This window comes from Rossellomorea sp. DA94 (assembly GCF_029834455.1).
Classification (GTDB): Bacteria; Bacillota; Bacilli; order Bacillales; family Bacillaceae_B; genus Rossellomorea; species Rossellomorea vietnamensis.
In genome coordinates this window covers 2,126,716-2,139,527 of the sequence record NZ_CP122397.1, presented here as the reverse complement: position 1 = coordinate 2,139,527, position 12,812 = coordinate 2,126,716, and the positions used below count along the sequence as shown (strand labels likewise).

16 protein-coding genes are annotated in these 12,812 nt (G+C 37.3%); 7 read left to right on the top strand and 9 right to left on the bottom strand.

Annotated elements, in window-relative coordinates; all coding sequences use genetic code 11:
• Positions 1–112: 112 nt before the first annotated feature.
• From P8596_RS11080 to P8596_RS11070, 3 genes are all read right to left on the bottom strand, one after another.
• The gene (locus tag P8596_RS11080) at positions 113–592 is read right to left on the bottom strand and encodes a CcdC family protein (protein WP_279726858.1); all 480 of its coding nucleotides are present in this window, start codon (positions 590–592) and stop codon (positions 113–115) included.
• Between the two features lie 120 nt (positions 593–712).
• A complete protein-coding gene (locus tag P8596_RS11075; RefSeq protein WP_224520171.1) occupies positions 713–1,072 on the bottom strand; it encodes a response regulator in 360 nt (119 codons plus the stop codon).
• A gap of 122 nt (positions 1,073–1,194) precedes the next feature.
• Entirely contained in the window at positions 1,195–1,902 is a 708-nt protein-coding gene (locus tag P8596_RS11070) for a cytochrome c biogenesis CcdA family protein (protein ID WP_034759892.1), read from the bottom strand.
• Positions 1,903–2,167: 265 nt separating this feature from the next.
• On the opposite strand from P8596_RS11070, the gene P8596_RS11065 reads away from it, so the two are divergent.
• The gene (locus P8596_RS11065; protein WP_061811297.1) at positions 2,168–2,347 is read left to right on the top strand and encodes an aspartyl-phosphate phosphatase Spo0E family protein; all 180 of its coding nucleotides are present in this window, start codon (positions 2,168–2,170) and stop codon (positions 2,345–2,347) included.
• Positions 2,348–2,441: 94 nt separating this feature from the next.
• Here the strand turns inward: P8596_RS11065 and P8596_RS11060 are convergent, their stop codons facing one another.
• The 4 genes from P8596_RS11060 to P8596_RS11045 all read right to left on the bottom strand — a co-directional run bounded on the left by P8596_RS11060 (position 2,442) and on the right by P8596_RS11045 (position 7,870).
• A complete protein-coding gene (locus P8596_RS11060; protein WP_279726857.1) occupies positions 2,442–4,247 on the bottom strand; it encodes an ABC transporter ATP-binding protein in 1,806 nt (601 codons plus the stop codon).
• A gap of 3 nt (positions 4,248–4,250) precedes the next feature.
• On the bottom strand, positions 4,251–5,996 hold the full coding sequence (locus tag P8596_RS11055; RefSeq protein ID WP_279726855.1) for an ABC transporter transmembrane domain-containing protein: 1,746 nt from the start codon (positions 5,994–5,996) through the stop codon (positions 4,251–4,253).
• A gap of 148 nt (positions 5,997–6,144) precedes the next feature.
• Complete coding sequence (locus P8596_RS11050) at positions 6,145–7,266, bottom strand: CamS family sex pheromone protein (RefSeq protein ID WP_224520174.1); 1,122 nt, start codon at positions 7,264–7,266, stop codon at positions 6,145–6,147.
• Positions 7,267–7,672: 406 nt separating this feature from the next.
• Complete coding sequence (locus tag P8596_RS11045; RefSeq protein ID WP_279726854.1) at positions 7,673–7,870, bottom strand: helix-turn-helix domain-containing protein; 198 nt, start codon at positions 7,868–7,870, stop codon at positions 7,673–7,675.
• Positions 7,871–8,053: 183 nt separating this feature from the next.
• Here P8596_RS11045 and P8596_RS11040 point away from each other — a divergent pair, with 183 nt between their 5' ends.
• Entirely contained in the window at positions 8,054–8,419 is a 366-nt protein-coding gene (locus P8596_RS11040) for a hypothetical protein (protein ID WP_279726852.1), read from the top strand.
• A 154-nt stretch (positions 8,420–8,573) separates the two neighbouring features.
• Here the strand turns inward: P8596_RS11040 and P8596_RS11035 are convergent, their stop codons facing one another.
• Complete coding sequence (locus tag P8596_RS11035) at positions 8,574–9,401, bottom strand: hypothetical protein (protein WP_279726851.1); 828 nt, start codon at positions 9,399–9,401, stop codon at positions 8,574–8,576.
• A gap of 383 nt (positions 9,402–9,784) precedes the next feature.
• Here P8596_RS11035 and P8596_RS11030 point away from each other — a divergent pair, with 383 nt between their 5' ends.
• Positions 9,785–10,900 carry a DUF4236 domain-containing protein gene (locus P8596_RS11030; RefSeq protein ID WP_279726849.1) on the top strand — a complete coding sequence of 372 codons (1,116 nt, stop codon included), beginning with the start codon at positions 9,785–9,787 and terminating at the stop codon, positions 10,898–10,900.
• A gap of 156 nt (positions 10,901–11,056) precedes the next feature.
• Here the strand turns inward: P8596_RS11030 and P8596_RS11025 are convergent, their stop codons facing one another.
• A complete protein-coding gene (locus P8596_RS11025; RefSeq protein ID WP_279726847.1) occupies positions 11,057–11,350 on the bottom strand; it encodes a hypothetical protein in 294 nt (97 codons plus the stop codon).
• Between the two features lie 422 nt (positions 11,351–11,772).
• Here P8596_RS11025 and P8596_RS11020 point away from each other — a divergent pair, with 422 nt between their 5' ends.
• The 4 genes from P8596_RS11020 (at position 11,773) to P8596_RS11005 (ending at position 12,807) form a co-directional block, all read left to right on the top strand.
• Positions 11,773–11,985 carry a helix-turn-helix transcriptional regulator gene (locus P8596_RS11020; protein WP_279726846.1) on the top strand — a complete coding sequence of 71 codons (213 nt, stop codon included), beginning with the start codon at positions 11,773–11,775 and terminating at the stop codon, positions 11,983–11,985.
• A gap of 223 nt (positions 11,986–12,208) precedes the next feature.
• Positions 12,209–12,400 carry a hypothetical protein gene (locus P8596_RS11015; RefSeq protein WP_279726845.1) on the top strand — a complete coding sequence of 64 codons (192 nt, stop codon included), beginning with the start codon at positions 12,209–12,211 and terminating at the stop codon, positions 12,398–12,400.
• Positions 12,390–12,638 carry a hypothetical protein gene (locus P8596_RS11010; protein ID WP_279726844.1) on the top strand — a complete coding sequence of 83 codons (249 nt, stop codon included), beginning with the start codon at positions 12,390–12,392 and terminating at the stop codon, positions 12,636–12,638. Before P8596_RS11015 ends, P8596_RS11010 begins: the two co-directional genes overlap by 11 nt.
• Positions 12,639–12,654: 16 nt before the next feature.
• Positions 12,655–12,807: a hypothetical protein gene (locus P8596_RS11005; RefSeq protein WP_279726843.1), complete on the top strand. Its 153-nt coding sequence runs from the start codon at positions 12,655–12,657 to the stop codon at positions 12,805–12,807.
• Positions 12,808–12,812 lie beyond the last annotated feature (5 nt).

Here is a 12,812-nt window from a genome sequence, read left to right as displayed (position 1 = left end):
AGATCGACTTTTATTCATATTCGCCTGCATTGTCACAAAAACGTCACCTTCCCGTAAAATACACAAAATAAAAAAGCAGGGTATGTTTGTCTCCCTGCTTTTTAGCGGTGTATTAAATGGAATTCGTTGTTAAGTCCTGATTTTCCTGATGCAGCTTTCTATATTGAAAATACATAGTTATCCTCCATGGAACGATCATACCAAAAGCAAGTATCCAGAACATCCCGCTTAGTTCTCCGTAATCAATTGAAGTACTAAGGATCGACTTTGCTACAATTCGAATTAACAGAAGTCCGATCAAAATGAAAGCAAACGCTTTGGAACGCTTTAAATAAATATCATTTTCACGGATTTCAAACTTGGATGTCTTGATTAACAACAGAGAGAAGACCATTCCGACAGTAATCGCCTCTAAAAACTCACTCACGTTGACCCGAAAGACAGGAAATAAGAACATCAACGCACCCGTACTCATAAAGAGTGGAGGTAAAATAATCTTCATACCGCTTACCGGCCTTTTCTGAGCCTTCATCCTGATAAATATCACCATAAATCCCATGCAAATCGCTACAATGGATGAAGCAATCATCATAAAGCATCATCATCCTTTTATAATCTACTTTCATACCTTCCCTTATTATAGCCCAAATGCAGGAAAAACGAAAACAGAAAAAAGAGAGAATGAATGGAAGATTCAATCTCTCTCTGTTTATCAGCCTAATACTCTTTTGATGGCTTCGTCTACACGCGCTTCGTCAAATGGCTTAACGATAAAGTCCTTCGCCCCAGCTTCAATTGCTTCCACTACCACCTTTTGTTGTCCCATCGCGGAACACATAATGATCTTGGCTAGAGGAAACTCGGTAAGGATCTTCCTAACCGCCTCAATTCCATTCATATCCGGCATGGTGATATCCATCGTTACCAGGTCAGGGTGAAGCTCACGATACTTCTCCACGGCAATCATGCCATTTTCAGCTTCCCCAACGACTTCATGCCCGCTGGATGAAAGCATGTTTCCAAGGGTCAATCTCATAAATTTCGCATCATCCACTACAAGTATCGTTGCCACAGATGTTTCCTCCTCGTACACACTATCGATGTCTTTTGAGTCTTTTTACCTAATTCATCCAATTAAACTATACCATAAATCGTAATATTTATTCAATTTATTCTGTTAAACATTACTATATATTAAAATCCCTGAAAGCCTCCGAACACCGATGTAAAGTAAGCAAGGATGACGGTCATCCAGTCAAAGAACAGCATGATCCCTACAGCAATCATGACGTATCCCCCTACTTTTACAATCCTTCCACTGTTCTTTCTGATCCACTGCATCCGCCCTATGAAGAATGAAAGAATGAAGAAAGGAATGGCAAAGCCTAATACGTATGCTGTCATGTACATCACACCAGACCCGGGATTTGTTGCGGCAAGGGCAAGAACCGAAGCAAGGATCGGACCTGTACAGGGTGTCCATCCTGCGGCAAATGCCATTCCGATCAAGATGGAACCGATAAAGCCCGCAGGCCGATTCTTGAATTCAAATCTGCGATCCTTCATCAAGGATTCCGGGGTGAACACTCCAATGACGACTAAGCCAAATATGACGATGAAAATAGCGCCGAGCTGTCGAATAAGATCTTTATAATTTAAAAAGAAGTTGCCAATAAAGGAAGCCCCAAAACCAATCGCAATAAAGATGGCTGAGAAACCAACTAAGAAAAATAATGTATGCAGTAAACTTCTCCTCTGCAACATGGCATTATCCGTTTTCAATTCATTGACACTCATGCCGGTTATGTATGAAAGAAAGGCGGGATATAAAGGTAAGCAGCACGGTGATATGAAGCTTAGGAACCCTGCCCCGAATGCTAAAAAAATATTAATATCAGACATTTCCACATCTCCTACAATTCAGTATATATGTCTATTCTATCAAACAATGGGTCAAACTATGAGGGATGTTTATGTGAAAGATTTGTGACCATCTTATTACAATCATCTTTTACTCTTTCATTTGTATTAAAGTCTCTTTTCTTTTTTTAAATCCGTTAATTTTACTTTGAAAAAATGGTCCATTTTCGTTATACTAATAAAAAGTTACAGTTATTACTAGTTTTGTATTCCACTTGTCAGGACATACAAAAGAAAGGAAACAGCCGTGTCTAAAAAAGAGCTTCTAGAACGAATTGAAAAAAAGCGTGCTCAATTAATTGATATTGTTGCTGAAAATGGACTGACGTCACCTCAAGCTATTCAATTTAGTCAGGAACTTGATCGTCTGTTAAATAGCTACAACTCTCAATACATAAAAAAATGCTACACACCCCAAATGAGCTGAACTAACCCTTCATTCAAATAAATGATATTAATATAATGCTAAATATGAACAGGGAGACCCCAATCAGGGTCTCCCTGTTAAATGAGCTCCCTATTTACCTTTCTGATGTGGCATCCTCCATATCCTCGACCAAACCATTCTGAAGAAGATACATTTTATGATAAATCCCTTTTTGATGAAGTAACTCCTGATGGCTGCCACGCTCTACTATTTCCCCTTGCTGCAATACCAGGATGAGATCCGCATCCTGTATGGTTGAAAGCCTATGAGCAATGGCAATGGTTGTTCTGCCTTTTCTCATTCTCCTCAGGGCATTTTGGATCTGTTCTTCCGTTTCTGTATCGATATTCGCAGTTGCTTCATCGAGGACAAGGATCTTCGGTTTGGTCGCCATCGTCCGGGCGAATGCAATCAATTGGCGCTGTCCACTTGATAGTGTCGAACCCCTTTCGACCACAGGATGAGCATACCCGCCAGGAAGTTTCTCAATAAACGTTTTCGCCTGTACAAATTCAGCTGCTTCTTCCACTTCCTTATTAGACATTTTCTCGTCATGAAGCTTAATATTTCCCTTTATATCCCCATAGAATAGGAATGGATCCTGAAGGACCAATCCCATCTTTTTCCTAAGTTCTGCCATTGGATACATTTTGATGCTTATTCCATCTACTAAAATGTCACCCTGATCGAATTCATAGAACCTCATAAGTAAATTGATGATCGAACTCTTTCCGCTTCCTGTATGCCCGACAAGTGCGACGGTTTCACCAGGCTTTGCTGAAAAAGAGATTTTCTTAAGGACATCATTCTCCCCATCATAAGAAAATGATACATTGTCAAAGGTAATTTCCCCTTTCCCGATCATTTCACTTTTTCCGTTTTCTATGGTTTGTACCGGGGACAGCTCTTCTTCATCCAACAGCTTGAATACGCGTGAAGACGCTATGATCGCTTGTTGAAACATAGATAATCTCATCATGATTTGATTGACTGGTTCAAAAAAACGGTCCAAATAGTTAATAAATGCATACAGCACACCAATTTCAATCGGCTGAGTGAATGAGGTTATTCCGAAATAGCTCAATACCACAATTAAGGCAGCAACATATACAAGATCGATTGCCGGTCTCAATAATAACCCATCCACCTTAATATTCTTCATGCCAGCCCAATAGTGTTTTTCATTAATATCACCGAACTCAAGTCTAAGTCTTTTTTCCTGCCTGAATACTTGGATGATTGACATTCCCTGCAGCGATTCACTTATCTTGGCATTCAGTTGACTCAATCTTTCACGCATGTCCTGATAGAAGATGGAGCTATATGCACGATACATTTTCATAATGATAAAAATAACAGGGAGTATGAATAGGCAAAAGAAGGCTAATTTGGTATTCAGGACAAACATGGCAATGAAGATCCCCGTTAACAGAAATACCCCTTGAATGAATGATACCAATACACTTACGAACATATCCTTAATCGCTTCCGTATCATTCGTTACCCGGGAGACCACACCTCCGGCAGGGGTATGATCAAAGTACCTCATTCCAAGCCCTTGAACCTTCGTAAACACATCCACCCTCAATTGTTGAATGATCCTGAGGGCGATTTCCTGAAACTTCAGTAACTGAAAGTAGGAAATCAATACATTCCCAATCTGAATCAATATATATGCGGCAGCCAAACCGGCAAGTGGACCATACGGAAACACCCTGGGAGTTAAATAATCATCAATGAAGATCTTGATGATGATCGGTCCAAAGACGTCTCCAATCGTTGTGAGAAGCAATAAAGAAAAAGCGGCCATTAACGACCTTTTGTATGGCTTTGTATATCCCATGAGGCGGTAAAAGATTTTCCGCTGCTCTTTAGGTGTCATAGTCTGTATACGGTCCATTTCTTACCCTCCCCGTTCTACAAGTTCTTCCAACTGTTGCCTGAGATACATTTCTCTGTACCTGTCTTTATTTTTCATCAGGTGAAAGTGCGTGCCTTTCTCGACGAGCTTTCCTTCTTCAAGGACTATGATCAGGTCAGCATGTTGAATTGCACTTAGCCGATGTGAAGTGATCACCGTTGTCCTCCCTGCTCGATTCTGCTTCAGGGAAGTCAGGATCGATTCTTCTGTCCTGGCATCTACGGCTGACAGGGAATCATCCAGGATAAGTACTTCAGGATCCGTTAAGAGAGCCCTCGCAATCGATATCCTCTGCTTCTGACCACCCGACAAAGAAACTCCTCTTTCCCCGACGACTGTGGCATAGCCTAATGGGAATCGGCTGATGTCATCATGGATGTGAGCAAGTAAAGCTGCCTCCTCCACCTTTTCCCTTGAAGATAGCGGATTTGCGAACGCAATATTTTCAAAAATCGTGGCAGAAAATAGGAAGTGATCCTGAGGCACGTATCCGATGGATTCACGCAAATGATTTAATTTATACTCCTGAATCAAACTCCCCCCAAATTCCACCTTCCCCTTATACCCTTCAAATTCCCTCAGGAGAAGTTTTAGAAGAGTCGTCTTTCCCGCACCCGTTTTTCCAACGATTCCGATGGTTTGACCTTTTTTCATGGTAAACTGAACATCTTCCAGGGCAGGCATCTCTTCACCCGGATATGAAAAAGAAGAAATCTGGAATTCAATATCTCCTGTCGGGGCGTGCTCCAATTCCCCAGCATCCTCTATATCTATCTTTTCATTCAATAACCCTGCCACACGATCATAAGAAGCACGGCCCCTCTCCACAATGTTAAATAGCCACCCGAATGCAAGCATCGGCCAGATTAAGAGTCCGAGATATGTGGTGAAGGAAATCAAGTCTCCAATCGTCAGCTCCCCTTCTATGACATATTTTGAACCGAACACTATCGATAAAAAGAAGGAGATGCCGACAATGATCGAGATGGTGGGATCAAATAACGAATCCACTCTTGCAACAGAGATATTCTTCTGAACCACTTCTTCCGATTGTTTCCTGAACGACTCAATATCCTCTTTCTCCTGCCCAAAGGTTTTCAGGACTTTCATTCCCGCTACACTTTCCTGCGTCTTATCATTCAGAGCCGAAAATGCTTCTTGAGCTTTATGAAAGCGTTTATGTAGTAATGTTCCATAATAACTAGTCAAAACCGCCATGAACGGCATCGGAATCAGTGCAATAAGGGTCAGCTTCCAACTGATTGTAAACGCCATGGCCGCAATGACAAATCCTCCAGTTGACAGGGAATCAACAAAAGTCAATACCCCTACTCCCGCAGTCTGTTGAACCGCTTGAATGTCATTTGTTGCGTGAGCCATCAAATCCCCGATCCGCTTCTTTTGATAGAAAGCCGGGGACATTTTGGTAAAGTGATGATAAAGTTCGTCCCTCAGCAACCTGGAAAGCTTGGTGGCCGAACCGAAAATCATGATTCTCCATACAAAACGGAGACCATACATGGCTAGAGCGGTGAATATCAGGATCAGGATCCATTTCAACATATCTTCTGTGGTCAACGAATGTGCCTTTATACGGTCGACCACGATCCCTACAATCTTAGGTGGAATCAATTGCAGGAACGCCACCAATAATAGAAGGATGGTTCCTGTTATATATGACTTTTTCTCCTGAAGAAAAAACCATTTCAAATCATAAAAGACTTTCATACTGTCTCCCCCGCCTCATGATTAAATCGACTCTTTATTTTACCAAATTTCATAATAATGAGAAATCTTTTTTTAGAAAACATTTCAAGGGACTATACGAAAGAGCCTCCCTAATTAGATAAGGGAGGCTCTTTCGTAAAGAAATATACTAATGTATTTGTACAAATGGTTCCTGGTCCACTTCTTTGACGATGGTGGCTTTAAGGCCTTTAGGGGTTTTTACATAAAGGTAAACCGGTGTGTGTGGGAAGTAATCGACGATTTCAGGACCAATCGCCTGTGCAAACCCTATTAATTCGGTTTCTTTCACCATTCCTGTATGTACATCGATGACCAGTTTATTTAGCGTTTCCTTCTGATACAATCCTTTACCGACAAACTCAATATCCTGATGAGAGAAATACTTTGACACATAATCTTCCAGATCCCGGATTCGGTTATATAAATCGCGGTCTTTCTCTTCGCCTTCATCACTCGGGAAGTAATAATATTTGTCGGAAACATCGTCCCACTTTTTGACTTTCCTATCGTTCTCATCTAAATAGGTCGTGGCAATATAGTTTCCAGGAACAACACTGTTTAAAGGTTGTAGTTTGAAAATCGAAATCATGATGGGTACATTTTTCAATTCTTTGTTTGCCCTTACACGACTGGCGACTGTACCGGCTACCTTCTTTCCGTATTCTTCCATCATCTTCTCGTTAATATTGGCTTCGTCAAAATGCATCAGCTTCTTATCATCTTCCACCCTGATATAATCGATGGAATTCATCGCAAGGCCAAGGGAAATCCCCTTGATTTTCCCTTCTGAATCCACATAATTCTGCTCATGAATATAAGCAAGGTACATTGGATTTTTCTTTTCCATCTCCATCTGCTGTTCCCATGTCATATCATCGGTGATCTTCAATTCAGGGTTAAGGCCCGCCTTATTGGTTTTAGACTTTCTCCCTAACCATGAGTTTAAATTCTTTAAATACTGACCTTCCTGGTAGACATATTTTTCAGGGGAAAAATGTTCGGTGGATAAAGACATAAGGCCCGTCTCAATTTCATCCATATCACTGCGGTTGTTGATCGTCATTGTAATCAGGCCGCGATTGACCGATTTTTTTTCTTTGTTTACTTTATAGTTTAAATATTCACGTGCATCGCTTGCTGCACTATTTTGAATTTCAAGCGTTTCATCATCTATCACTTCTTGAGGCTTATTGCTGCATCCGGCAATAAGAATCAAAAGGGACAGAGATACAATCATCCATTTTTTCATATGACTCCCTCCGGACTATATTTTATCATACATTACATTTCAATCCGCCTGATAATCTTTAAGTTTTTATGAATTCACGAAAATAATACCATTATCCTACCTGATCTTTAATCCTTCTCTACACTCCATGAGATCAGGATGCCCGAACAATAGAAAAAGCACTCATCACCTGAGTGCTTCCATCTATTACTTCATGTTCTTATTCATTGCATTCATCATTTGATTGATTTTCTTCTGGGATGGTTTTAAAAATACCACCCAAAACATTGGTATATCAACGTTTATCAAAGGTTCTCGATCACTTTTCCTATTATGGAAAATATACCATGAGATTGGATAATTGTCTACTGAAAAATAAATCATTGATACATGATTGGTTAATTTTCTTCTATTATATAAACAAAGATTACTCCCTGTCCTCACCATCCAGCCATCGAAGAAAACTGACCTTCGATATTTTATAAATTTTCCCGATCCTCACCACATTAAACGGTGGATTCTCCATCATCTCATATGATTGTCTACGACCAATCCCTAAAAATTGCTGCACATGTTTAACTGTCATCACATCAGGAAGCTCTTTCCTTGTTAGTTTATTATCCATGATGTCCCTCCTTCATAAATAGTGATTTTATTATGTGCAAATGAAAAAGTCAAAATTTATAGAATTATATAAAATAGTTAAATATAATATTAATATATTTATATTCTAATATTTATATTTAATTGAAAAAAATGGAATGTTATACTATTTTAGTGTTTCAATTAAACAATATGGAGGTTAATCATGAAAAAGAAAATTCTAATCGTTCTATCTGTTTTCATTGTAGCTTTTGCACTAACAGCCAATTCTGTTTTCGCAAAAGAAAGTGTATTTGCAAATGTTATTCCAGGAGATTGGTTTGATTACTCAGGCTATCTTTACTTAGATCCCGGTGAGACTTTACATGTGGTAGTAGAAGCTCATAATAGTGCTAATGTTTATTACGAAGTTTCTGATAACTTAGGCAATGTCGTCTCAACAGGAAGTGTTACTGATGGTGGACGAAAAGCCTATGCGAAGGGAGCACCAGTTGGTAAATATAAGATTACTTTATGGTGTGATAGTTGGGGACCAGTTTGTTTCGCAGAAGCAGAAATAAAAGATTATTAGACTATTAAAAACCCCTCCCATAAGTGAGGGGTTTAATTTTCACTTCAGTGAAAAATAAATAGTAATATCTGTATCATGCGACTCAAATAATGAATGCAGACAATTTCCTTTCGTTAAACCATCACACCAGATAGAGGGAGAACAATTCACTTATTTAGAGTTTGTTTAATATTAGGATTGATCTATTATGTAAAGTTTTTAATATATTATCCAAGCAACTCCGTAATTCATTTGCATTTGTAGGTAAAGGCTTCTCTAAAGATTGACCTTTAAAAAACGGCGTACCAATCATTTTACCATTTTCATTAATTTGAAAGAACTCTTGTAAATAGCATTTCTCTCTATTTTCTATTAACCACATTTTGTATTCTTTAAGTGTTGCTACATCTATTGAATTATTGTCATATTTTAACTCTTCAGTGGTTTCAATACACTTTTCAATTTTATTAATCATCAAAGGCAGAAAATCTTTTACATCTGCACATTGACCTTTTGCCATATTAAAGGATGACGCTGGACATGGTGCAAAATTAACTACTGCATGACACACGCTTGCCAATTCATTTATCTGTGGATAATTGTCTTGTAAATTCCTTACGATTATTTTAATATCTGAGTTTTCACTCCTTTTAAGGTAATTGTTTGCAAAATAACTTTTCTTAATATAACTTTTATTTAATTGCACACTCTTATTGTTGTCTGAGAATTCATAATAACATCTCCTCAATTTCTTTTCTTCTGCTAAAAATTCATTTGTTATTGCTAAACCACATAGGAAAACATTCCAAAAAGAGTTAATTACATCAAATTTATTATAATTATCGAACCCTAAAAATGCATATGCACTCTCTGTAAACTTTGAATTTTCAATGTCCTGGTTACCTCCACTAAAAAAAGTCATTATTCTATCTAAAGGTTTTTCTCGAATATCGTTTACTTTTTTAATGTCATAAAATAAATTATCATGATTAAGTACTGGCATTCGGTCACTCTCCACATATCGTAGTTGAAGAACCATCTATTTATGAAAGACGCCTCCTCAGTGCCTTTTATCGTCAATATTGCTACTTTTTTTAAATACTCTTTCACAAACTGTAACGTACTTAGAACATTAATTAGTCCAAAGTAATTAACTTCGTTCCAAAATGAAGGAACATCTCTCCCATATAAAATCCAGTTTCTATCAATAATATCTAACCTTGAATCTGTAAATTTGTGTGATTTAAATAACAAACTCTCTAAAAAATTGGTTAATGAAAAAAAAGAATCTTATAACAAATGCCTAAATGATGCAAATTTCATCTAATGACAAGAAATGGATATTAGTTTATCATTATATTAAATTAATAAACAGGAGATGATCAAATGGGATTTGGATTTAGGAAGAGTTTCAAAGTTGCACCGGGTGTCCGATTAAATGTTTCTTCAAGAGGTGTTGGGGCGAGTGTAGGAACAAAGGGATTAAGATATTCTGTTAATTCTAGAGGTCAGAGAAGAACCACAGTAAGTATTCCGGGTTCTGGATTATCCTACTCAAGTTACAGCTCATCTGGATCTAGGAGTTCTTCAGGTAGGAATTATCAAAGTAGAGCTTACCAAAATCAACAAATCCTATTGAGACAACAAAGAGAAGCAGAAAAATTAGAGGAGTTAGAAAGAAATAAAAATGAAGTTGAGCTTTTTGAAAATAAAATTGAGATGATTAAATCAATCCACAAAGAATGTGATGACATATTTGATTGGGTATCGATTAGTAAGACTCCTCATGAATATGATAAAAATGGAATTGGAGTGCATGAAGAAGAGGCAATTCAAAAGTACAAATCTTTTAAGCCAAGCTTTATGCAAAACGTATTTAAAAAAGGCGATACAGAAAGGGATAAGCTTGCTTCTAAAATAGAGGAAGCTAAGAAATTAGATAAAGAAGAGTATGATGGAGTGGTAAGGTCTAGAAATATTGCTTTTAGAGTGCTTGAAAAGGATGTGGAGACTTACTTTAAGGTGATTGATGAATTGTCTCCATTGGATGATTTATTAGAATTTGGAAGTGGATTTGAATTCTTTGTAGAAGATCCCGATGTATTGGAGGTAGAATTTGATGTTCATTCTGATAGAGTTGTTCCAAAGCAAATGAAGTCACTTACAAAGACAGGAAAACTTACTATTAAGGATATGCCTAAAAGTAAGTTTTACGATATTATGCAGGATTATGTTTGTAGTTGTGCAATCAGGATAGCTAGAGACATGTTTGCCATATTACCATTTAAAACAGTTATAGTACATGCCATGGATGAACAACTGAACACAGGTACAGGACATAAAGAAAAGATATCTGTACTCTCAGTAAGGTTTGAAAAGAATAAGTTAAATACTTTAAACTTTGAAACCATTGATTGCTCAGATTCAATGATTAATTTTGATCATAATATGAACTTTAAAAAGACAAAAGGATTCTTGCCTGTTTCAAAATTAGAAGTATAGTTTATCAATCCAGTCATTTAGACTGGATTTTTATTATAAAATAACAACTAAATTTACATTTTTCAATTTGTATTCCTCCTGGGTCTTAAGAAGCGCATATACAAATTGTAACAATTAAAAACAAAAGATAGAAAATTACTTCACACTCCTCAGGAATTAAATCATTATTGCAAGTACGATAAATCCTACAAGTAAATACAGATGAATTTTTTCTTCATTGGAAAGCCATTTCCTCTTTACTTTGAAAGTACCGTAACTATTTCTTACTTTGACTAGTCTAATTTCTTTAACCGATTCTAATCGAGATGCCGCCTGTTTCTTTTCTTTGGTAAACCTGCCCTTCTCGTCTCTGGATCGTTTCGTCACGTCTATTTGACTTGCTCTCGACTTTTCCTCGTTCAACATTTCCATTAAGGTTCTTAATTGACGTCTTTCTTCTAGACTCATCATATGACGCCTTTCCCTTCCCTTCTATTGTCGAGCTGCTTTCCAACCATAAACCATGATCTGATAGGCTCCACATAGGGGAGGAAGGAGGGACGTCACCTTTTTTATAGTTACTAATGATGGATTGAAATTCTTCCGAATGAGCTGCAACAAATAGTGCCATTCTTATTATCTGATTCCTATCTAAAGTTGTGGCATGAAAAATTTTATCAACGTATTTCTTATATAGATTTGGATATCTAACGGTAGGTCTATACATTGACGTCTCCCCCTCCATTTTGGCGTCTTGTTGACGTCCTTAATAGTATTTATGCTCTTCTGCACAATATATATCTTGTCCTCGTAAAAAAGTTTGGGAATAGCCTATCCTTTTCTTTGAAGGGGAAAACACGTTCGGTGTAGAATACCTTATTGAGGTGATCTAAATGGCATATAAATGTAGATTAAAAGTTATATTTGCTGAAAATAACATTAAACATGGTCAGTTTGCAGATTTGATTGGAATAGATAAATCAACAATGTCTTCAATAGTTAATGGGAAATCATTACCTTCTTTTGACACCTTATATGATATAGTTGAAGAAATAAGGAAAATAAATCCAGATGTTCGACTTAACGACATTTGGAGAAAGGAATAAAAGATGATTGAAGGCTTCAGCTTACCATTTGTAAGTATGAGAGAGATGACAATACACGATAATCACCTCGGTCAGGTTAAATTGGATATACTTCAAAGAACTGATGGTGAGTTTGTTGTCATTTCCTCAATACATAACAATTTGATTGAGGGTTATGGGAATACAGAGAAGGATGCTTTTAAAATGTTCTTAGGTAAGTTAAAACGAAAGGTGATAAATAACAATGGGTACGAATGAAGCATTAACTCTTAAATCAGGCATTAACGAGGTAAAGCTACGGTTATTAAACTTAGGAATGACAATTGAAAGTGGGACAGTAAAACGAGACGAGGTTATGGGTGAGGTATTGAAATGTATTAATGATTTAGAAGGAATTGATGATTTAATAAAGGTAGGGTTTACTAGTGAGATTTAATCTAAGTGTTAGTTTGAGCATTGATGGGATTGGCAATAAAGCTGGCGGTACTTTCTATGCTAGAGCTAATAATGAAGTGGTCAAAGTAGCATACGACTATGTCCGAAGCATAAAGATGCAGACTGGTATGAGGCATACAGTAATTGAAGAAGTAATTGTTAATAGTGAACATGATATTACTGAGGATGTTAAAAATTATCGGGAATATGATCCTGACTTTGATAATTTACCATTTTAGAAAGGGAGTGTTTTTTATGACCAAAGAGAACGATTATTGCAAGTGTAGTGTTGTTAATGGTGTTTATGCAGAACTAGACCACTGGGGTTATTGGGATTGTTGTACAGAGTGCAATAAGAAGCTTGAAGATGGTTTTCATTATCATGATGAACCAGAAGGTTTTTACTAAAAGTA

What these genes read in the sequence shown, in the direction of transcription:
- P8596_RS11080 (WP_279726858.1), bottom strand. Translation starts at nt 592, where the DNA reads ATGATGATTGCTTCATCCATTGTAGCGATTTGCATGGGATTTATGGTG.
- P8596_RS11070 (WP_034759892.1), bottom strand. Translation starts at nt 1,902, where the DNA reads ATGTCTGATATTAATATTTTTTTAGCATTCGGGGCAGGGTTCCTAAGC.
- P8596_RS11060 (WP_279726857.1), bottom strand. Translation starts at nt 4,247, where the DNA reads ATGGACCGTATACAGACTATGACACCTAAAGAGCAGCGGAAAATCTTT.
- P8596_RS11055 (WP_279726855.1), bottom strand. Translation starts at nt 5,996, where the DNA reads ATGAAAGTCTTTTATGATTTGAAATGGTTTTTTCTTCAGGAGAAAAAG.
- P8596_RS11050 (WP_224520174.1), bottom strand. Translation starts at nt 7,266, where the DNA reads ATGAAAAAATGGATGATTGTATCTCTGTCCCTTTTGATTCTTATTGCC.
- P8596_RS11045 (WP_279726854.1), bottom strand. Translation starts at nt 7,870, where the DNA reads ATGGATAATAAACTAACAAGGAAAGAGCTTCCTGATGTGATGACAGTT.
- P8596_RS11040 (WP_279726852.1), top strand. Translation starts at nt 8,054, where the DNA reads ATGAAAAAGAAAATTCTAATCGTTCTATCTGTTTTCATTGTAGCTTTT.
- P8596_RS11035 (WP_279726851.1), bottom strand. Translation starts at nt 9,401, where the DNA reads ATGCCAGTACTTAATCATGATAATTTATTTTATGACATTAAAAAAGTA.
- P8596_RS11030 (WP_279726849.1), top strand. Translation starts at nt 9,785, where the DNA reads ATGGGATTTGGATTTAGGAAGAGTTTCAAAGTTGCACCGGGTGTCCGA.
- P8596_RS11025 (WP_279726847.1), bottom strand. Translation starts at nt 11,350, where the DNA reads ATGATGAGTCTAGAAGAAAGACGTCAATTAAGAACCTTAATGGAAATG.
- P8596_RS11020 (WP_279726846.1), top strand. Translation starts at nt 11,773, where the DNA reads ATGGCATATAAATGTAGATTAAAAGTTATATTTGCTGAAAATAACATT.
- P8596_RS11015 (WP_279726845.1), top strand. Translation starts at nt 12,209, where the DNA reads ATGGGTACGAATGAAGCATTAACTCTTAAATCAGGCATTAACGAGGTA.
- P8596_RS11005 (WP_279726843.1), top strand. Translation starts at nt 12,655, where the DNA reads ATGACCAAAGAGAACGATTATTGCAAGTGTAGTGTTGTTAATGGTGTT.